Source organism: Microbacterium alcoholitolerans (assembly GCF_050408615.1).
Taxonomy (GTDB): Bacteria; Actinomycetota; Actinomycetes; order Actinomycetales; family Microbacteriaceae; genus Microbacterium.
In genome coordinates this window covers 1,982,738-2,001,387 of the sequence record NZ_JBNTKD010000001.1, presented here as the reverse complement: position 1 = coordinate 2,001,387, position 18,650 = coordinate 1,982,738, and the positions used below count along the sequence as shown (strand labels likewise).

Annotated in this window: 22 protein-coding genes; 12 read left to right on the top strand and 10 right to left on the bottom strand. The window is 67.5% G+C overall.

The genetic code is table 11. The features are described 5' to 3' along the window. Positions 1–18 precede the first annotated feature (18 nt). Positions 19–576 (top strand): hypothetical protein, encoded by a 558-nt coding sequence (locus tag ACQUSX_RS09575; protein WP_428906705.1) that lies wholly within the window; start codon positions 19–21, stop codon positions 574–576. Between the two features lie 53 nt (positions 577–629). Next, positions 630–1,562 (top strand): hypothetical protein, encoded by a 933-nt coding sequence (locus ACQUSX_RS09570; RefSeq protein WP_428906704.1) that lies wholly within the window; start codon positions 630–632, stop codon positions 1,560–1,562. On the opposite strand, the gene ACQUSX_RS09565 is transcribed toward ACQUSX_RS09570, so the two are convergent. After that, positions 1,544–1,840: an NAD(P)H-binding protein gene (locus ACQUSX_RS09565; protein WP_428906703.1), complete on the bottom strand. Its 297-nt coding sequence runs from the start codon at positions 1,838–1,840 to the stop codon at positions 1,544–1,546. The genes ACQUSX_RS09570 and ACQUSX_RS09565 overlap by 19 nt on opposite strands. An 87-nt stretch (positions 1,841–1,927) precedes the next feature. On the opposite strand from ACQUSX_RS09565, the gene ACQUSX_RS09560 reads away from it, so the two are divergent. Continuing rightward, entirely contained in the window at positions 1,928–3,067 is a 1,140-nt protein-coding gene (locus ACQUSX_RS09560; RefSeq protein WP_428906702.1) for an aminotransferase class V-fold PLP-dependent enzyme, read from the top strand. A 21-nt stretch (positions 3,068–3,088) separates the two neighbouring features. Here the strand turns inward: ACQUSX_RS09560 and ACQUSX_RS09555 are convergent, their stop codons facing one another. Further along, positions 3,089–3,544: an iron chaperone gene (locus ACQUSX_RS09555; RefSeq protein ID WP_428906701.1), complete on the bottom strand. Its 456-nt coding sequence runs from the start codon at positions 3,542–3,544 to the stop codon at positions 3,089–3,091. A gap of 130 nt (positions 3,545–3,674) precedes the next feature. On the opposite strand from ACQUSX_RS09555, the gene ACQUSX_RS09550 reads away from it, so the two are divergent. The 4 genes from ACQUSX_RS09550 (at position 3,675) to ACQUSX_RS09535 (ending at position 6,425) form a co-directional block, all read left to right on the top strand. Further along, positions 3,675–4,520 (top strand): universal stress protein, encoded by an 846-nt coding sequence (locus ACQUSX_RS09550; RefSeq protein WP_428906700.1) that lies wholly within the window; start codon positions 3,675–3,677, stop codon positions 4,518–4,520. A 27-nt stretch (positions 4,521–4,547) separates the two neighbouring features. Beyond that, positions 4,548–5,483, top strand: a complete 936-nt coding sequence (locus tag ACQUSX_RS09545) for a helix-turn-helix transcriptional regulator (RefSeq protein WP_428906699.1) — start codon at positions 4,548–4,550, stop codon at positions 5,481–5,483. A 110-nt stretch (positions 5,484–5,593) separates the two neighbouring features. After that, entirely contained in the window at positions 5,594–5,926 is a 333-nt protein-coding gene (locus ACQUSX_RS09540) for a DUF7882 family protein (RefSeq protein WP_428906698.1), read from the top strand. A gap of 70 nt (positions 5,927–5,996) precedes the next feature. Continuing rightward, complete coding sequence (locus tag ACQUSX_RS09535) at positions 5,997–6,425, top strand: NUDIX hydrolase (protein WP_428906697.1); 429 nt, start codon at positions 5,997–5,999, stop codon at positions 6,423–6,425. 15 nt (positions 6,426–6,440) lie between these two features. Here ACQUSX_RS09535 and ACQUSX_RS09530 read toward each other — a convergent pair whose 3' ends face one another. Both ACQUSX_RS09530 and ACQUSX_RS09525 read right to left on the bottom strand, forming a co-directional pair. Next, on the bottom strand, positions 6,441–6,908 hold the full coding sequence (locus ACQUSX_RS09530; protein ID WP_428906696.1) for an aminoacyl-tRNA deacylase: 468 nt from the start codon (positions 6,906–6,908) through the stop codon (positions 6,441–6,443). Continuing rightward, positions 6,905–7,402 (bottom strand): DNA helicase, encoded by a 498-nt coding sequence (locus tag ACQUSX_RS09525; RefSeq protein ID WP_428906695.1) that lies wholly within the window; start codon positions 7,400–7,402, stop codon positions 6,905–6,907. The genes ACQUSX_RS09530 and ACQUSX_RS09525 overlap by 4 nt, the downstream gene beginning before the upstream one ends. Before the next feature lie 139 nt (positions 7,403–7,541). On the opposite strand from ACQUSX_RS09525, the gene ACQUSX_RS09520 reads away from it, so the two are divergent. Together ACQUSX_RS09520 and ACQUSX_RS09515 are read left to right on the top strand one after the other, a co-directional pair. Continuing rightward, the gene (locus ACQUSX_RS09520) at positions 7,542–8,099 is read left to right on the top strand and encodes a peptidylprolyl isomerase (protein WP_428906694.1); all 558 of its coding nucleotides are present in this window, start codon (positions 7,542–7,544) and stop codon (positions 8,097–8,099) included. A gap of 21 nt (positions 8,100–8,120) precedes the next feature. After that, complete coding sequence (locus ACQUSX_RS09515) at positions 8,121–9,002, top strand: rhomboid family intramembrane serine protease (protein ID WP_428906693.1); 882 nt, start codon at positions 8,121–8,123, stop codon at positions 9,000–9,002. Between the two features lie 170 nt (positions 9,003–9,172). Here ACQUSX_RS09515 and ACQUSX_RS09510 read toward each other — a convergent pair whose 3' ends face one another. Further along, the gene (locus ACQUSX_RS09510; protein ID WP_428906692.1) at positions 9,173–9,412 is read right to left on the bottom strand and encodes a cell division protein CrgA; all 240 of its coding nucleotides are present in this window, start codon (positions 9,410–9,412) and stop codon (positions 9,173–9,175) included. Positions 9,413–9,448: 36 nt separating this feature from the next. Here ACQUSX_RS09510 and ACQUSX_RS09505 point away from each other — a divergent pair, with 36 nt between their 5' ends. Genes ACQUSX_RS09505 through ACQUSX_RS09495 form a run of 3 tightly spaced genes read left to right on the top strand, consistent with a single transcriptional unit; the run spans position 9,449 to position 11,006 of the window. Beyond that, positions 9,449–10,246, top strand: coding sequence for a class E sortase (locus tag ACQUSX_RS09505; protein WP_428906691.1), 798 nt, complete (start codon positions 9,449–9,451; stop codon positions 10,244–10,246). Further along, positions 10,246–10,401: a hypothetical protein gene (locus ACQUSX_RS09500; protein ID WP_428906690.1), complete on the top strand. Its 156-nt coding sequence runs from the start codon at positions 10,246–10,248 to the stop codon at positions 10,399–10,401. Before ACQUSX_RS09505 ends, ACQUSX_RS09500 begins: the two co-directional genes overlap by 1 nt. Beyond that, positions 10,398–11,006, top strand: a complete 609-nt coding sequence (locus tag ACQUSX_RS09495) for an anthranilate synthase component II (protein WP_428906689.1) — start codon at positions 10,398–10,400, stop codon at positions 11,004–11,006. Before ACQUSX_RS09500 ends, ACQUSX_RS09495 begins: the two co-directional genes overlap by 4 nt. Here ACQUSX_RS09495 and pknB read toward each other — a convergent pair. The 5 genes from pknB to ACQUSX_RS09470 are packed head-to-tail and all read right to left on the bottom strand — an operon-like array spanning position 10,982 to position 18,648. After that, positions 10,982–12,694 carry a Stk1 family PASTA domain-containing Ser/Thr kinase gene (gene pknB / locus ACQUSX_RS09490; protein ID WP_487250601.1) on the bottom strand — a complete coding sequence of 571 codons (1,713 nt, stop codon included), beginning with the start codon at positions 12,692–12,694 and terminating at the stop codon, positions 10,982–10,984. The genes ACQUSX_RS09495 and pknB overlap by 25 nt on opposite strands. A gap of 41 nt (positions 12,695–12,735) precedes the next feature. Next, positions 12,736–14,499 (bottom strand): protein kinase domain-containing protein, encoded by a 1,764-nt coding sequence (locus ACQUSX_RS09485; RefSeq protein WP_428906687.1) that lies wholly within the window; start codon positions 14,497–14,499, stop codon positions 12,736–12,738. Then, complete coding sequence (locus tag ACQUSX_RS09480; RefSeq protein WP_428906686.1) at positions 14,496–15,950, bottom strand: peptidoglycan D,D-transpeptidase FtsI family protein; 1,455 nt, start codon at positions 15,948–15,950, stop codon at positions 14,496–14,498. Before ACQUSX_RS09480 ends, ACQUSX_RS09485 begins: the two co-directional genes overlap by 4 nt. 2 nt (positions 15,951–15,952) lie before the next feature. Beyond that, the gene (locus ACQUSX_RS09475) at positions 15,953–17,281 is read right to left on the bottom strand and encodes an FtsW/RodA/SpoVE family cell cycle protein (RefSeq protein WP_428907621.1); all 1,329 of its coding nucleotides are present in this window, start codon (positions 17,279–17,281) and stop codon (positions 15,953–15,955) included. 50 nt (positions 17,282–17,331) lie between these two features. Beyond that, a complete protein-coding gene (locus tag ACQUSX_RS09470; RefSeq protein ID WP_428906685.1) occupies positions 17,332–18,648 on the bottom strand; it encodes a PP2C family protein-serine/threonine phosphatase in 1,317 nt (438 codons plus the stop codon). Positions 18,649–18,650: the final 2 nt, after the last annotated feature.

Here is an 18,650-nt window from a genome sequence, read left to right as displayed (position 1 = left end):
TGCCACTATGCTTCGGCTATGAGTTCGCGCGCGCCCGCCCTTGCCAGCCTAGCTCTGGCGGCCCTCTTGCTCTCAGGTTGCACGGCCACGCAGTCTCAGACGGCGGAGCCGACGCCTGCGCCCGAGGAGACGCAGATTCCGGAGGAGATTACTGGCCAGCCTGGTGACCCTCTGACGGAGGCCGAGGCGAAGCAGCTCAACGGACAGCGAGGAACGCTACGCCCGTACGAGAAGAATGACGGTTCATACGTCATCATCGACGTGAAGCAGCCTCTTCCGCCTGAGGTCAAGCAGGAGGTCGCTGAGAACCTGGGCAGCGTTGGCAACGACACCGGTAGTGCTCTCGGGCAGCTCAACCGTGAGACTTCAACGGGCAAGACCATCATCATGGTTCGGCAGATTCATTACAGCTCGGCGACAGGCGGGGACTTCTTCGGTTGGCATGCCGCGTCTTATGCCAGCGGGTTCCCTGGCTTTACGGGCGGCGATTCGGACAGCGTCGCCGCACAGGCGCAGGCTTGGGCTTATTCGCAGCGCGACCCGGCCCAGTTCGAGATTATCGTCGTCAACGGTTAGCCCAAGACGACCGAACCTAACGCCCCCAGGCGACCGCCTGGGGGCGTCTTCGTGTGCGCGAGAAGAAGACCCCCCGTTCACGCCAGAAGAGGGGTATGAGCACCCTTACCCCTCTCACAGAACTCTCCGACCGCGAGCTGATGGAACAGCTTCGCGCCAACCCCGGCAAGACTCGCCTCGTCCGCGAGGTGGAACGTCGCGGCGGAGCAGTCATCCAAGCCGCCGTGGCCACCTTCGAGGACGCCGAAGCCGCCTACTGGGAAGCCCTCCACGAGGTCACCCGCATCACCGCCGTCGAGTACTTCCTCGACCAGTTCTGCGCCGACAAAGCCAGCCAGGAGCCGGGTGCTGTGCTCCGGAAGTTCGCGTACGGCCGCAGCCGCAGCACGCCGGTGCACAGGGCCGGACTCGTCGGTGAGAAGCAGCGCAAAGACGCTGCCTACGGCAAACGCGCCATCAGCATTGACGCGGCCCGTGAGGAGCACGGCTTTGACCTCTACGCTCCTACCGAGCCGCTAAGCGATGCCGAGCGCGAATGGAACACACGTGTCATCCGGGAGTCCTTCCAGACCATCGCCCGCGAACCGAGCGCGGCGACCGGCCAGCCGGTGCTCACAGAGAAGCAAATCGCGGCCGTCCTCACGCTCGGCAACCTCCACCGGGATGACGCGCTCCCCGAGATGAACAAGCACGACGCCGCAGCGACAACGCTTCGGGTCAGCCGCTCGACCTTCGAAGAGCATCTGCGCAAGGCGCGGGCTGCCGCCGCGAACCACCCCGTTCTCTCCATCGCCATCTTCCCGAGGCCCTTCCCCCGTGCGTCCAGACCCTGCCCGTGGTACTCGCACGTCACGAACTACTTCAGAACGGCAGTCTCGACGAGGCCACTCTCGTCGAGATCGTCGACACCGTCAGCCTTCCCCTGCTCACTGCCGACGCTCGGCCTGCCAGCCGCTCGGGGTCGTGATCAGCACCCGCGCTCCTGACAAGGACGTGTCAGCGGCTTGACGGCCGCGGCCGTCAAGGCTGGAGCGTCTTTCAGATTCACCGGGTAGACGATCGTGTGGTCCAAACCCGAGGCGGTGAGCACTGCATCAGATGCCGCCTTATCGGCGAAGAACTTGCCGAAGACGGTCCGATAGATCAGCCGAGCGAATCCGGACGCCTTCTCAGCCGTGTCGCCTGCGCCGAACGCCGATACCAGCACCGCGCACCGCGGCTCCCCCGCTCGCCGAAATACTCCCGGCAGGCGTTCAGCGCCCACAGGACATTCTCCCCTGGCGACAGCTCCGGGTCTGGGCCCGTCGATTCGAGCAGCTCCCTTGCCTCATGCCAGTGCCATGCTGGAGCCATGACTCTTCCCCACGCTGACATCGACCCGGACGGCCTGCTGGAGTACTCGGTCGTGTTCACCGACCGCTCGCTGAACCACATGTCGGCGAAATTCATCGGCGTCATGCAGCAGACGCTCGAGATTCTCTGCGAGGCCTACGGTGCAGACAGCGCCGCACTGGTCAACGGCGGCGGAAGCTACGCGATGGAGTCGGTCGCGCGCCACCTGGCAACCGGCCGCCGCGTGCTCGTCGTGCGCAACGGACTGTTCTCGTACCGCTGGTCGCAGATCCTCGAGACCGGCGGCATCGCCGATGACGTCACGGTGTGCCTGGCCCGACCAGACAGCGACGACCCGCAGGCAGCGTGGAGCCCCGCCCCCATCGATGAGGTCGTGGCCGCGATCCGCGCGCACCGGCCCGACGTGGTCTTCGCACCGCACGTCGAGACCGCCGCCGGGATCGTCCTCACCGACGAGTACGTGCGCGCTCTCGCGGACGTCGTGCATGAGGTCGGCGGTGTGCTCGTACTCGACTGCATCGCCTCCGGTGGGATGTGGGTCGACATGCGGGACCTCGGCGTAGACGTGCTGCTCAGCGCACCGCAGAAGGGCTGGAGCGGCACGCCGGGAGTCGGATTCGTGATGCTCGGCGAGCGGGGGCGGGATGCCGTGGCATCCGCCGCTCCGAACAGCTTCGCCCTTGACCTCGGCCGCTGGCTCGCCATCTCCGACGCTTACCGCGACGGTACGGCGACCTATCACGCGACCATGCCGACCGACTCGATCGCGCACAACCTCGCCATGATGATCGAGACGCGCGAGCGCGGGTTCGCCGCGCTCCGCGACGCGCAGATCGAGCTCGGCGCGCGCGTGCGACAGCTGCTGGCCGAGCACGGGATGCCATCGGTGGCAGCATCCGATTTCGCCGCACCCAGCGTCGTGGTGGTCCACACCGACGACCCCGCGATGCGCACCGGTGCCCGCCTTCGCGAACAGGGACTCCAAGTCGCTGCGGGCGTGCCGCTGCACTGCGACGAGCCCGACTCGTTCTCGACGTTCCGGATCGGGCTGTTTGGCCTCGACAAGCTCGCCGACATCGACGGCACCGTCGCGCGCCTTCGGACGGCACTCGAGGCGACGACGGCGCGGGAGGGATGACTCCCCCGCGCCGCCTGCCCGTCAGGAGACGGCGCGGCGGACGAGGTCGGTGAAGAAAGCCACGTCGGCCCTGTCGAGCTTGGTGACCGCGAACGACGTGGGCCAGACGTGCCCGTCGTCGAGGTTCGAGTTCGTCTCGAAGCCGAAGGTCCCGTACCGCACCTTGAACTTCGAGGCCGGCTGGTAGAAGCACAGCACCTTGCCGTCCTTCGCCCACGCGGGCATGCCGTAGTAGGTGCGCGGGACGAGCTCGGGCGCCGTCTCGGAGACCAGCTTGTGCAGCGCCTCGCCGATCTCGCGCTCATCGTCCGGCAGATCGGCGAGCTTCTCGAGCAGCTCCTTCTCGCCCTCGCGGCGGATCGCCTCCGGATCCTTCTTCGTGCGCGAGCGCGCCGCACGGGTCTCCTTGGCACGATCCTTCATCGCCTGGCGCTCTTCGTCGGTGAAGTTCTCGGTCTTCTCGGTGCGGTCAGTCATGGCACTCCCTCTCGTCGTGGATTCCCACGCTAATCAGGTCGGAATCGCCGCACTTCTCGATTCCTGATCATTCCGGCTTGGGAAGGTGCGGTCGGAATAGAGTGGAAGTCCCTCGAAGATGGAGCCGGAAATGACTGAGAAGATCGTCGTCGGTGTCACTGGGGCCTCGGGCAGCCGTCGCGCTGTCGACTGGGCTGCCGCCAGGGCCATCGCCCGCAGACAGCACCTCGAACTCGTCAGCGTGATCGGCGGCGCCATCGGCACGGTCGGTGAGGGCAGCGTCCTCGCCGCGGCGCAGACCGCCACCGAGGAGCTGCTTCGTGACGAAGCCGATCGCATCGCCGCAGAGGGGCTCGTCGTCACCACCCGCGTGGCCACCGGCAATCCGGTGAACGTGCTCATCGAGGCATCCGAGGACGCCGCGCTGCTCGTCATCGGTAGCGACTACCGCGGCCCCGGTGAGGGACCGGCACGCGGCTCACACGGCATCCGCATCGCCGCCGCCTCCGCCAGCCCGGTAGTGGTCGTGCCCGATTTCGATGTCGTCGGTGAGCGCAGTGGGGTCGTCGTCGGGGTCGACGGCTCACCCACCTCGGAAGCGGCGATCGCCTTCGCCGCCGCCGAGGCCGACCGGCTCGGCGAGCCGCTCACGGCCATCATCGTCTGGACGCCGATCGCCGCGCCGCGCAACGCGCTGATGGTCGTCCCGCACGCGTACCGGGAGGGAATGGAGCAGAGCGCTCGCGAGGCGCTCTCGCTCTCGCTGGCAGGCATCCGCGGTCAGTACCCCGGAATCGAGATCGAAGAGGCCATCGCCGAGGGGTATCCCTCGGCGGTCATCAACGAGCTCGCCGAGAGCGCCCGCCTCACCGTGGTCGGCAGTCGCGGGCATGGCGTCGTCCGCCGGCTCCTGCTCGGATCGATCAGTCACGAAGTGCTCCAGCGTCTGGCGACGGTCACCGCCGTCGTGCGCTGAATCCGCTGCTTCGCGAGAGGGGGGAATATGGCGGATATCGTCCGCATGGATTCGGATGACGTCGCGGATGTGGAGCGGATCTGGACGGAATTCGTGCCGTCTGCGGAACTGCAGCACATCGACCCCGAGCGGTTCTCGTTCCGCTGGCGCTCGGTCGCGCTCGCGGACGTGGCGATCATCCGGTACAGCCTGACGGCGACTGTCGAATCGTGCATCCGACCAGAGGATCAGCTGTTCGCCTGTCGTCTCGTCAGCGGGCCCGGCAGCTGGGTGCGAAGCCGGCAGCGATACATCGAACCCGGCATCCCCTGGGCGACTGACGGCGCGCAGGTCGAGGCGCGCTGGGAGGACACTGCGGATGTGAGTGCACTCGCCTTCGACCGCGGGCGCGCGCAGGAACTGGCCAGACGCATCACGGGCGATGATCTGCTGTCGCTCCGCCTGACGGGCCTCGAACCACGCAACGACGCCGCCGCACATCACTGGGGGCGGGCATTCGACTACCTGCTCAATGCGGGCTCGACCACGGACGATGACGAGATCCTCGAGGCGGGTCTCTCCAGGCACGCGCTCGTGACGACGCTCAGCTGCTTCGCGTCGACGTACCTGGAGGCGATCAGCCGCGTCCGCGACGACGCGGGCGCACTGACCGTGCGCCGCGCGGTCACGTACATCGATGAGAACGCGCAGCGCCCGATCACCGTAGACGACGTTGCGGCCGCCGCCCACATCTCCACTCGGGGACTTCAATACGCTTTCCGTCGCAGCCTGGAGACGAGCCCCACCGAGTACCTGCGCCGCGTCCGGCTCGACGGTGCGCATCGCGACCTGCGCCACGCTTCACCACGTGCCACCGTGGCAGCCATCGCGCGACGCTGGGGCTTCGCGAATCCCTCGCGCTTCTCCGCGCTGTATCGCCAGGTCTACGGCCGCAGCCCGAAGGAGACGCTCGAGCACGGCTGAGGCGCAGGCCGCGGCCGCTGATCGTCCCTGGAACGAACAGTGATTTCGTTCGTTGTACCACCGATGCCTGCGCGACGTCCGATCGCAGGCGCACTGGTTATGGTGTGCAGATGGGATTCATCTTCTACGGCACGTCCGCTGAGCCGATCGAGATCGACGATCGCACGCTCGCACACCTCAAGGTCGTGATCGCCACGAAGCTGCGTCGCAACGAGAGCTTCACACTGTCCTGGCGACACCCCGACAGCGCAGCTCCCGGTCGCTCGACCCTGTGGCTGCACCCCTCCATTCCGCTGCGTTTCACCTTCGATGAGCCGCAGACGCCGGCGCTGAGTCAGCAGTGGCTGCAGGAGCTGTCGATGTCCGCGAGCAGCAGCGGTGGCATCCTGCTCACCGAAGAGCACATGGAGCCGGTCGAAGACGAGGTCCTCTCGACCACCTGACCGCATCGGATGAGCGGTGTCGTCAGCGCTTCTGTGCTCGCGATCACCGCCCGCCGACTACGGTGAACGCATGGATCTGAGGGTTGCGGCATACGGCGTCATCACGGATGACGCCGGCCGCGTCCTGCTCGCGCGATGGGTCGAGGGACGCCGGGTCGCATGGACGATGCCGGGCGGCGGACTCGAGGACGGCGAGGATCCGGAGCTGGCCGTGCGGCGCGAACTGCGCGAGGAGACCGGGTTCCAGATCGAGACCACGGAGCTGCTCGGGATCCACTCCCGCGTCATCCCCGCATCGCGCCGGGTGCGTCCTGGCGAGAGTCGGATGCCCCTGCATACCATCCGGATCGTCTACCGCGCGCGGATCACTGGCGGCGAGCTGAGGTACGAGCAGAACGGCTCGACCGACATGGCCGCCTGGTTCACGCTCGACGAGGTGGCCGAGCTGCAGCGCGTGAAGCTCGTCGACATCGCGCTGCGCATGGCCGGCGTGCTCTGACGAAGAGAGCCGGGGCTATTCCGGAACCGAGATGTCGGCGACCGTCGCGTCGTAGGCGCGGATCAGCTCGTCGGCATCCACGAACAGGCTGTATCCGTGGGATCCGGCGCCCATCGCGACCCGACGGCCGAGGATCGTCTCGTCGACGTACACCGGCCAGTCCGTCGTGCTGCCGATCGGCACGATCGTTCCGCGCTCGTAACCGGTGGCGGCGAGGGCCAGATCGGCCTCGGGCAGGCGCAGCTTGTTCACTCCGACGATCGCGCGCAGTTTAGGCCACGAGATGGACCGGCCGCCGGGCACCAGCGCGAACAGGTAGGAGTCGTCCGACCGCTTCACGACGAGTGTCTTCACGATGTCAGACGGCTGCAGACCGAGCGTTTCGGCGGCCTCCGCCAGGCTGCTCGCCTGCGGCCGCTCGCGGATCTCGATCTCGAGGCCACGGGCGGCCGCAGCAGAGCGGACGCGCTCGTGCGCGCTCACACGTTGGGGGGAGACAGCGGGTCGTCGGCGACCCAGAGCTCGTCATCGGCGCGCAGCGCCTGCCATGCGGCGACGACGACGCCCACGGCCGCGGCGATTCCGAGCACGAGGGCGATGGTCGAGCCGACGCCCATGCCCTTCTTCTTGGCGACCACACCGTGGCGGGCGTTGTTGAAGCTCTCCCGCTTCTGATTGGCGACGTCCCACGCGGTCAGCGCCGTGCCGACGACACCGCCGATGACCGGGACGACCCGCTGATCGACGACCTTCTTGCCCATCTTGACGCCGCGATCGACCGTCGGCGCGACATGGCGCTCGTACGAGTCGTGCACCGCGGGCATGACCTGCTCGCGGTTGAAGTTGCCGAGCTGACGACCCGCCTCGCGGGCGATGTCCGCGGCATTGCCGACGATGACCTGCTGGGATTCCCAGAGTCGTTCTGCGTCCTTCTGAAGCTGACGCAGTTCCTTCTTGCGCTTGCGGCTGAGATTCACGTTGCTCTCCCGTCGGTCGGAGTCCGTTCAGCAATCATCTAACCAGACGTGACTGAGTAGCAGCAGAGTCTGGCGTTATGTCGGCAGACAGGGCACAATGTCCGGCCCGCACAGAAGTTGCTCTGCGAGAATGGAGGGTATGGCTCACGCTTCTCATGTCGCAACCCTGCACACCAACCACGGTGACATCGTCATCAACCTGTTCGGCGACCACGCCCCGAACACCGTCGCCAACTTCGTCGGCCTCGCCGACGGATCCAAGTCGTGGACGGATCCGGCCACCGGCAAGCCCGGGGAAGGCCCGCTGTACAAGGACGTCATCTTCCACCGCATCATCCCCAACTTCATGATCCAGGGCGGCGACCCGCTCGGCCAGGGAGTCGGCGGACCCGGCTACAACTTCAACGACGAGATCCACCCCGAGCTCAACTTCAACGAGCCCTACATCCTGGCGATGGCCAACGCGGGGCTCCGCCGCAACGCGATCACCGGTCAGGCTGAGGGCACGAACGGCTCGCAGTTCTTCATCACCACCGACCCCACGCCGTGGCTGATGGGCAAGCACACCATCTTCGGCGAGGTCGCCGACGACGCCTCCAAGACGGTCGTAGACGCGATCGCATCCGTCCCGACCGCCGCCGGCGACCGTCCGATCGAGCCGGTCGTGCTGCAGTCCGTCGACATCGTCGCCAACTGACGACAGCGCTGGCCGATCCGGATGACGAACCCAGACCTCACGCAGAACCGCGAGAACTTCTGTTACCGGCATCCGGATCGGCAGAGCTTCGTGCTCTGCCAGCGCTGCCTGCGCACGATCTGTCCTGAGTGCCAGACACAGGCGGCGGTGGGCGTCATCTGCCCGGAGTGCATGAAGGCCGAGCGCAAGGCGCAGACGCCCGCGCAGCGCAGAGCCCGTCGACGCTGGGGCACCTCGATCGCCGCCGACGGTCGACCGCTGATGACATACGCGATCATGGCGGTCACCACGGTGTTCGGCGTGCTGCAGCTGCTGCTGGATCGGTTCTTCGACTTCACCGACACACTGCTCTTCTGGGCGCCGTTCCTTTATCCCGACCTCACGGGTGCTCCGTTCGAGCCCTGGCGTCTGCTGACCGCCATGCTCGTGCACGGCGGCATCTGGCATTTCCTGCTGAACATGCTGGCGCTGTGGATGATCGGCCGCAGCCTTGAGCCCATGCTCGGGCGCTGGCGGTTCCTCGCGCTCTATCTCATCGGCGGGCTCGGCGGTTCGGTGGCGGTCGCCTGCATCGAGCCCGCATCGGCGGTCGTCGGCGCATCCGGCGGGATCTTCGCCCTGATGGGCGCACTTCTCGTGATCGGCCGCCACATCGGCGCGAACATCCGCGGGATCCTGGTCATCCTCGGCCTGAACCTCGCGGTCGGATTCTTCATCTCGGGAATCGCGTGGCAGGCGCACCTCGGTGGTGCGGCCGTCGGCGCCCTCATCGGGCTGATCTTCGCGCGCACGCGTCGCCGTGATCAGCGCACTGCGCAGATCCTGCTCCTGGCCGGTCTGACGGTCGCACTGCTGATCATCGTCGCGGCTGTGCCGCCGATGGTCATCAGGACGATGATCTGACCCTAGTTATCCACAGGTCTCTCCACAGGGTGGGGAGAATTACACCGGTGTTATTCACACCTGCATCCACATTCTGTGGGAACCGCGAAAGGCTTGGGAACCGCGAAGGGGTGGGAACGACGAAGGCCCCTCGCGATGCGAGAGGCCTTCGGGGACGAATGGGATGCCGGTCAGCGCCAGCGGGTGGTCATGAGGAAGCCGATCAGCGCGATGCCGAGGCCGATGCCGAGATTCCAAGCGTCGAGCCCGGGGATCGGGTACTTCGAACCGGAGATGTAGTACACCAGGATCCAAGCGAGCCCGAGCAGCATGAAGCCGACCATGACGGGCTTGAACCAGACGGCGTTGGGCGCTTCGTCGCTGCCCTCGGGACGGTCGACGGGCTCTTCGGGTACGCGGGATCGTGCCATGGGAATCAGTCTAGCGGGGGCGAATAGACTTTCCCTATGCACGGATCCGGGTCCTCTCGGCGATCGCGTCGCGCGGGCTCTCGGAGACGGCCCCGCACGACGTTCACCAGCGTGCTCGGGGAGCTGCTGCTGACGGCCGGAGTGCTCGTGCTGCTCTTCGCCTCATGGCAGATGTGGATCGGAGACATCATCATCGGCGCGCAGAACAACGCCGCCGGCGCCGAGCTCTCCGAGCAGTGGTCCAACGCCCCCGCCGTGGCGCCACCGCCGGCTGTCGAGCAGGACGGAGCGGTGGTCTACGAGCCGCCCATCCTCGAGCATCCCGCCGATGCCGAGATCTTCGCCAACATGCACATCCCGCGCTTCGGCGATGACTACAATGTCAACATCGCCGGCGGCACCAGCCGCGCGCGCACCCTCGACAAGATCGGCATCGGACTGTACGAGCAGTCGAAGATGCCGGGTGAGGTCGGCAACTTCTCACTCGCCGGGCACCGCACGACCTGGGGCAGGCCGTTCAACAAGATCGACAAGCTGAAGTTGAACGACGCGATCGTCGTCGAGACGCCGGAGGGCTGGTACACCTACCGGTTCCGCACGCTCGAGTACGTGACACCCACACAGGTGGACGTGCTGCTCGACGTGCCGCAGATGCCCGAGCTCGACACCGGCGAGCGATACATCACCCTCACCGCCTGCTCGCCGCTGTACTCGCTCGCCGAGCGCATCGTCGCCTACGGGGTGTTCGAATCCTTCCAGCCCCGGGCCGAAGGCCCGCCGGCCTCATTGGCGCCGGTCGAGGTCGCCACCCCCTCCGCCGAAGGAGTCCGCTGATGTACGCCGCACTCTGGCGCCTGCTGCCCGGCCCCTGGTGGGTACGGGCGCTCATCCTGATCGTGCTCGCAGCCGCCGTGCTGTACGGGCTCTTCTTCTACGTCTTCCCGTGGATCAGCCCGATCGTCCTGCCCGCCGAGGTCGACCTGGAATGACACCGCGCGTCCTGGTCGTCGACAACCACGACAGCTTCGTGCACACTCTGATCGGGTACCTCCGTGAGCTCGGCGCCGAGGTCACGATGATCGAGGCCGACTCCGCAGACGTGGATTGGCGGCGGATGCTGCGCGCCCACGATGCCGTGATGATCTCGCCAGGACCGGGCACACCCGCCGATGCCGGTGCGTCGATCGATGTGGTGCGGATGGCCGCCGAAATCCGGATGCCACTGCTGGGCGTCTGCCTCGGCCACCAGGCGATCGGCGAGGCCTTCGGGGGCACCGTCGCGCGGGCGCCCGAACTGATGCACGGGATGGTCTCGCAGGTGACGCACGACGGGTCGGCTCTGTTCGATGGCATCCGATCCCCCTTCTCGGCCGGCCGCTACCACTCTCTCGCCCTCATCGACGTCCCCGAGGCGCTGCGCGTGACGGCGCGCGCCGAGCACGGCACGGCGATGGCTGTCGCGCACGAGGATCTGCCGATCGTCGGCGTGCAGTTCCACCCCGAGAGCGTGCTCACCGAGAGCGGCCATCGGATGCTGGGCAACTGGCTGAGCTCGATCGAGCCCCGAGGTCACTCGGTGGCTGCGGCGCAGTAGCGCAGCTCGACCGTCGAGTGGATCGCGACCTCGCCGGGCGCCTGCGACATCGAGATGACCGCATTCGGCACCTGCCCGTCGCTGCACGCGCCCAGCTCGATCGGCGCCGCCGTGAGCGCCAGCTTCTCGAGCTGCTTGGTGGCGGCATCCAGCGACCACCCGGTCATGTCCTCGATCGTGACCCGCCCGTTCGAGACGACCAGGTCGACGACGGTGTCGGGCTCGAGCTGAGTGTCGGCCTCTTCGCTGGCGCTGAGCACGGTACCGGCTTCCGCATCCTTGTCGTTCTGGGGCCGGACCGTGCCGAGTTTCAGGCCGACATCGGTCAGCGCCTTCGTCGCGGCATCCTGCGTCAGCCCCTCGACGACGGGCATGGGCACGGTGTCCGCGCCGGTCGAGACGTAGATGATCACCGAGCTGCCGTCGTCGAGCGTCTCACCGCTGGAGGGCTGAGAGCGGATCACACGGCCCTCGTCGAACTCGGTGCTGGACTCCTCTCGAAGGTCTGCAAGCAGACCCTCGTCTTCGAGCGCCTCCTCGGCCTCGGCCGCGGTCATGTTCACGACGTTCGGCACGGTGACGGTGTTCGAGGGGACGTCGGCCGGCTGCATCGCGAGGCTGACGACCCAGAAGAGCACGGAGATCAGCAGAACGGCCAGCAGCGCGACACCGGCCCAGATCCAGGCCACGGGCGGACCGGACTGGGTGCGGGTCATGGTCGTGTCGGTGCTCAGCTGACGCAGCGAGCGTGCCGTCTCCTGCGCCAGGCGGGGGTTCGGTCCGTACAGCTCGCTGGTGAGGGCGCCGATGTCCTTCTTGCTCGGCGCGTGGCCCCCCGAGACGCCGTTGAGGGCTGCGCGGAACGATGCCGAATCCGGGAAGCGCTGATACGGGTCCTTCGCGAGGGCGCGCAGCACGATGGCATCCAGCGATCGCGGCAGGTCCTCGTTGAGCTCGCTCGGCGGCACCGGCGTCTCGCTGACGTGCTGGTAGGCGACCGCGACCGGCGAGTCACCGCGGAACGGCTGGCGGCCGGTGAGCAGCTCGTACAGCACCACGCCCGCCGAGTAGAGGTCCGTGCGGGAATCGACGGATTCGCCCTTGGCCTGCTCCGGGGAGAAGTATGCGGCAGTGCCGATGATCTGCGTGGTCTCGGCCACGGTCGACGATGAATCGGAGACGGCTCGGGCGATGCCGAAGTCCATCACCTTGACCTGGCCCTTCTCGGTGATCATCACGTTGCCGGGCTTGATGTCGCGGTGCACGACGCCGGCGCGGTGCGAGTAGTCGAGAGCCTCGAGGATGCCATCGGTGTAGCGGATCGCGTCCGCGACGGGAACCGGGCCCTGAGCGATGACATCCTTCAGCAGCGTGCCGTGCACGAGCTCCATGACGATGTACGGCTCGTCGCCGCCCTGGCCGCCAGAGCCCGAGGCGCTGGCCGAGGGGTCGCCGGCGTCGTACACGCGCACGATCGACGGATGCGACATGCGCGAAGCGGCCTGTGCTTCAAGACGGAACCGGGTACGGAAGGCGGTGTCGCGCGCGAGTTCTGGATCCAGGATCTTGATGGCGACCTGGCGTCCGAGGGTCAGGTCGTAACCGCGGTGCACTTTCGCCATGCCGCCCTGGCCGATGACCTCGTCCAGGCGGTAGCGGCCTGCGATGATGCGCGGCTCTGTCGACACAGATGACCCCATTCTCAGTACTGCGAAATCCCTCTACCAGGCTACTGGGCCGGAGGGGGTTCCTCCTCGCCGCCACCCTCGCCGCCGTCATCGCCCGGGGAAGCAGGCTGGATGGCCGTCTCCATCTGCGGGGAGCGCTCGGACGGGCGGTCGCCGCCGCAATACGCCACGTACGAGGCTGTCACGTTCTGCCCGGCAGTGCCTTCGTTGATCGTGATCTGGGCGCTGCGCTGGTCGGGCGTGAAGTTCATCTCGGTCTGGCTGCCGCCGGCGAACACGGCGTTGGTGATCTTGACCGAGTACGACGACAGCGACGGAATGCCGGACGGGCACTCGAAGTTCGTCCAGTTCAGGGTGACCGTGGTGCCTTCGACCGGGTCGCCGCTCAGAGACGGCGCCGACTGCGGTGCGGGGACTGTGACCGGTGCGGCGTAAGTCGTGAGGGTGATCGTGGTGCCCTCGGGGACGTTGCCGGTGTTGCTGACGTCCTGCACAGTGCCCTCCTGATCGGCCGAGGGCGCGGGAGTCGTGCCGACCACGCACTCGCCGACGAGGCCGTTGTCGTCGAGGACCGAGCGGGCCTGATCGCACGACATGCCGACCAGATTCAGCTCGCCGACGTTGATCGTCACCGCATCCGGCGTCGTCGGCGGCGGCGAGGACGGCGTCTGCGACTGAGTCGTCGGCGGTGTCGACGTCGGCGGTGCCTCCTGCTCGCCCTGGTTGCCCAGCAGCGCCCACAGGGTGCCGCCGAGCACGATCACCAGCAGCACGATCAGTGCGATCAGCGGCCAGGTCCAGGGGCTGCGCTTCTTCTTCGCCGGCTCCTCGGCCTCGCCGTCCGCGGCCTCGGTGGGCAGCTGCGCAGTGGTCGGCATGATGCGCGTGGCGTCGTCGGTGCCGGTGAGGATGCGCGTCGCATCGTCGAGCGCAGCGGCCCCGGCGACGGCTGCGATGGCGGGCACGGCGATCGCCGCGGAGTTCAGGTCGCCCCGGCGCAGCGCCTGGGCCGCGCGCGAGACGGTCGCCGCGGACGACGGCCGGTCGGCGGGCTTCTTGGCGATCATCGCGAGCACGAGGTTCTGCACCGGGACCGGCACGGTCGCCGGCAGCGGCGGAGGCTGCTCGTTGATCTGCGCCATGGCGATCGCCACCTGCGATTCGCCGGTGAACGGGCGCTTGCCGGCCAGGCACTCGTACGCGACGATGCCCAGCGAGTAGATGTCGGTCGCGGGAGATGCCGCGTGGCCGGAAGCCTGCTCGGGAGAGAGGTACTGCACGGTGCCCATCACCTGACCGGTCGCCGTCAGAGGCACCTGGTCGGCGATGCGGGCGATGCCGAAGTCGGTGATCTTCACCCGTCCGTCCGGCGTGATCAGCAGGTTTCCCGGCTTGATGTCACGGTGCACGAGACCGGCGGCGTGCGCAGCCTGCAGCGCCGACGCGGTCTGCGCGACGATGTCGAGGGTCTTGTCGGCGCTCAGCTCGCCATCGCGCTCGAGGATGGTCGACAGCGCCTCACCGGGCACCAGCTCCATGACGAGGTACGCCGAGCCGTTCTCCTCGCCGTAGTCGAACACGCTGGCGATGCCCTCGTGGTTGACGAGCGCGGCGTGACGGGCCTCGGCGCGGAAGCGCTCGAGGAACCCGGGGTCGCCCATGTACTCGTCTTTGAGGATCTTGATGGCGACGACGCGTCCGATGACGTGATCGGTCGCCTCCCACACCTCGCCCATGCCGCCGATCGCGATCCGCGACTGCAGCTCGTAGCGTCCTCCGAACGACACACCCTGCGTCGGCCTCATCTGCCCAGCACCGCCTCTATGACCTTCTTCGCAATCGGAGCGGCAAGTTCGTTGCCCGTTCCCGATTGACCCTTTCCACCGCCGTCTTCGACGACGACCGCCACTGCGACCTGCGGATCATCCGCGGGCGCAAATCCTGTGAACCACAGCGTGTACGGCAGATCATCACCGTTCTGCGCTGTACCGGTCTTTCCGGCGACATCGACGCCGTCTATTCTTGCACCCGTAGCCGCCCCGGACTGGACGCCTTCCACGAGCACCGCGGTGAGTGCGGCCGCATCGTCGGGATCCAGCACCTGATCGAACGCCTCATCGGTGAACTGCTGGTGCACGGCGAAGTCGTCGCCGATGACAGCATCCGCCATCCGCGGCTTCATCACGGCGCCGCCGTTGCCGACGCCGGCCGCCACCATCGCCATCTGAAGTGGCGTCGCGATGACCTGCCCCTGGCCGAACCCGGTCAGGGCGGTCTCGGCGTCGTTCAGACGCGACGGGTAGCTCGACGGGGTCGCCGCGAGAGGGATCTCGAGCTCGGTGTTGAACCCGAACTTCTCGGCCGTCTCGCGGATCTGCTTGTCGCCGAGTTCGACGGCCAGTTCGGCCATCGGGATGTTGCAGCTGAGCCTCAGCGCCTCGGCGATCGTGGCCGTCTCGCCTTCGCCGCAGGTGCCGCCCCAGGCGTTCGAGATCGGCTTACCGCCGGGGGGCGTGTAGCGCGCCGGGTTCGGCAGCGTCGACTCCAGCGTCCAGTCACCGGACGCCAGTGCGGCGGCGGCCACGACGACCTTGAAGGTCGATCCGGGCGGGTTGAGGTTGCCTGCGATCGCGCGGTTGTACAGCGGCTTGGTGGGATCGGCGGCCAGACGGTCGTGCTCGGCGTTGGCGGCGTCCGCATCGTGGACGGCCAGAGCGTTCGTGTCGTAGCCGGGGGTGGATGCCATCGCCAGGATGCGCCCGGTCGCCGGCTCGATCGCGACGACGGCTCCCTGCAGGCCCTGCAGCGCCTCGTAGGCGGCGCGCTGCGCCTTGGCGTTCATGGTCAACTCGACGCTGAGTCCCTGCTGCGGCTGACCGGAGAGGATGCGCTCGATCTCGCTGAAGAATGCGTTCGATCCGGTGCCGGACAGGTCGGCGTTGAAGGCCTGCTCGATGCCGGTGCGCGAGTCCAGCACCGGGTTGAAGTAGCCGGTCACGGGCGCCCACATGGCGGCATCCGCGTACATCCGCTGGTACTGGTACCGATCGGTCGACGGCGTCGAGCTGGCGATGGCCGTGCCGTCGACGATGATCGATCCGCGCTGGATCTGGAAGCTGTCGAGGCGTGCGCGGGTGTTGTCGGCGTTCTGTGCCAGATTGTCGGCATCGATCACCTGGATCCAGCTCGTCGCGAGGAACAGCGACAGGAACATCACCAGGACGACGAAGCTCAGGCGGCGCAATTCTTTAGTCATATTTAGCCGATCACCACCCTCGGCTGGCGGCGCACGCCGTCGCTGATGCGCAGCAGCAGCGCGACGATGAGCCAGTTGGCGACCAGCGACGAACCGCCGGCCGCGAGGAACGGCGTCGTGAGGCCGGTCAGCGGGATCACCCGGGTGACGCCTCCGACCATGATGAACACCTGCAGCGCGATCGTGAACGACAGGCCCGTGGCGAGCAGCTTGCCGAAGTCGTCCTGACCTGCCAGTCCGATGCGCAGTCCGCGGCTGATGAACACCATGTACAGGCACAGGATGGCGAACAGGCCGACGATGCCGAGCTCTTCACCCAGGCTCGGGATGATGTAGTCGCTGTGCGCGAGCGGCGTGATGTGCGGGCGGCCCTGCCCCCAGCCGGTGCCGATCAGCCCGCCGTGGGCGAGGCCGAAGATGCCCTCGACCAGCTGGTAACTGCCGCCGCCCGCGGCGATCACATCGGCGTCGAACGCGTGGAGCCAGTTGGTGAAGCGGCCCTGCACGTACGAGAGCACCCGGGTGGCGAAGAACACGCCGACGCCGACACCGGCGAGGCCGATCAGCACCCAGCTGGTCTTGCCCGTGGCGACATACAGCATGGCGATGAACATCCCGAAGATGAGCATTCCGGTGCCGAGGTCGCGCTGCACGACGATGATCAGCAGCGAGAGGATCCAGACGACGAGCACCGGACCGAGCTCGCGCATCCGCGGCCAGGTGATGCCGAGGAATCGCTTGCCGACCGAGCTGAGGCTCTCTCGGGTGCGCACCAGGTAGCCGGCGAAGAAGATCGCCAGGAAGATCTTGGCGAGCTCGCCGGGCTGGAACGAGAACAGCGTGCCGACCGAGACCCAGACATCGGCGTTCGCACCCGTGTCGCCGAGCCCCGGTACGAACGGCAGGATCAGCAGGACGATGCCGGCCAGGCCCGAGAGGTACGTGTACCGGTAGAGCACGCGATAGTTGCGCAGCATGATGACCAGTGCGATCGCGCCGGCGATCGAGATGGCCGTCCAGGCGAGCTGCTTGTTGGCGAATGCATCCCAGCCGGTGTACTTCAGGGCGATGTCGATGCGGTAGATCATCGCGATGCCCAGGCCCGTCAGCACGGTGGCGATCGGCAGCACGAACGGATCGGCATCGGATGCCACGACACGCAGCACCACGTGCAGCGCGAACACGAGCACGGCCAGTCCCCCGCCGATCATCAGGATCGTCGGGTCTATCGCGCCGAGCGCTCCCAGCTGGACGAGCGTGAGGGCGGATCCTGCGATCAGGCAGGCGAACAAGAGTAGCCAGAATTCCCGGTTGCGCTGCTTCTGCGGCATCCGGATCTTCTTCAGCGCCCTGATGACGCTGGTATCTGCGCTGACATCGGTCACGGCGTCGGTGCTTCCGTCGTGGACGCCGGTGACGGCGTCGCGCTGGGGGTGAGCTGCGGGGATGGTGTCGCCTCGGGAACCGGGGCGAGCACGCTGCCGCGCAGCCGCTCGGTGATCGCGGTGGCGTCCGAGAGCGAGCGGGCGTTGATCGTGCGCTCGACGGCGGCGCGCTGGTATGAGGGCAGGTCGGCGAGCAGGATGTCGGTGTCGCGAACCTCGGTCGACAGCGAGATGGGGCCGAGGTTCTGCTGCACGCCGCGGAAGATCACCACGCTGTCCTCATCGGCGCCGACGAAGTAGCGCGTCTGCGTCCAGTTGTAGGCCAGCATGCCCGCACCGACGAGCGCGAGGATCGCCAGGAACATCGCGACCAGCCAGGCCACACGTCGACGTCGCGCACGCCGGCGATCCTCTTCGATGATCTCCTCGAAGTAGTCGGAGTCGGGCTCGAAGTGACTGGGCTCGTTGGCGGCCTGTCGCGCGGGGTGCAGCCAGCCGCTGAACGACGGACGCGGGGCGGGGACGGGCAGGTCCGACGGGTTGGATGCCGCGCCGACGATCGTTCCGGTGCCGGACGAGAGCGGGTGGGCGCCCCCGACGTCGACGAGCACGACGGTCACATTGTCGGGTGCGCCGCCGTCGAGCGCCTGCTTGAGCAGACTGTCGGCGGTGCGCCCGGGGGCGAGGCCGAGGCTCATGGCCTTCGCGATGTGGACGTCGTCGACCACGCCGGAGAGACCGTCGGAGCACAGCAGCCACCGATCGCCCGGACGGGTGGGCATGACGAACATGTCCAGGTCGGGGTCGATGTCCATGTCGCTGAGCACGCGCATCAGCACCGAGCGGCGCGGGTGATAGCGAGCCTCTTCGACCGTGATCCGGCCCGAGTCCACCAGCCGCTGCACGAAGGTGTGGTCGGTGGTGATCTGGGTGAGCGCGTCGTCGCGGTAGAGGTAGATGCGCGAGTCGCCGATGTGGCCGATCACTGCGTAATCGTCGACCATGATGATCGCGCTCAGCGTCGTTCCGAGGCCGGCGAGCTCCGGACGCTCCTTCGAGGCGCGGACCAGGTCGCCCGCGGCGGTGGTCGCGGCGGCCTGCAGCGAGGCCTGTGCATCGTCAGTGGAGGCGTAGGGCTGGTCGAGGCCCTCCAGGCGGCTGATCGCGATGGTCGAGGCGACGTCGCCGCCGGCGTGGCCGCCCATGCCGTCGGCGACGACGAACAGGTTCGCTCCGGAATAGCCGGAATCCTGGTTGTTGGAGCGGACCTTCCCGGTATGGGAGATCGCTGCGCTCGAACCCTCGAAGACCATCG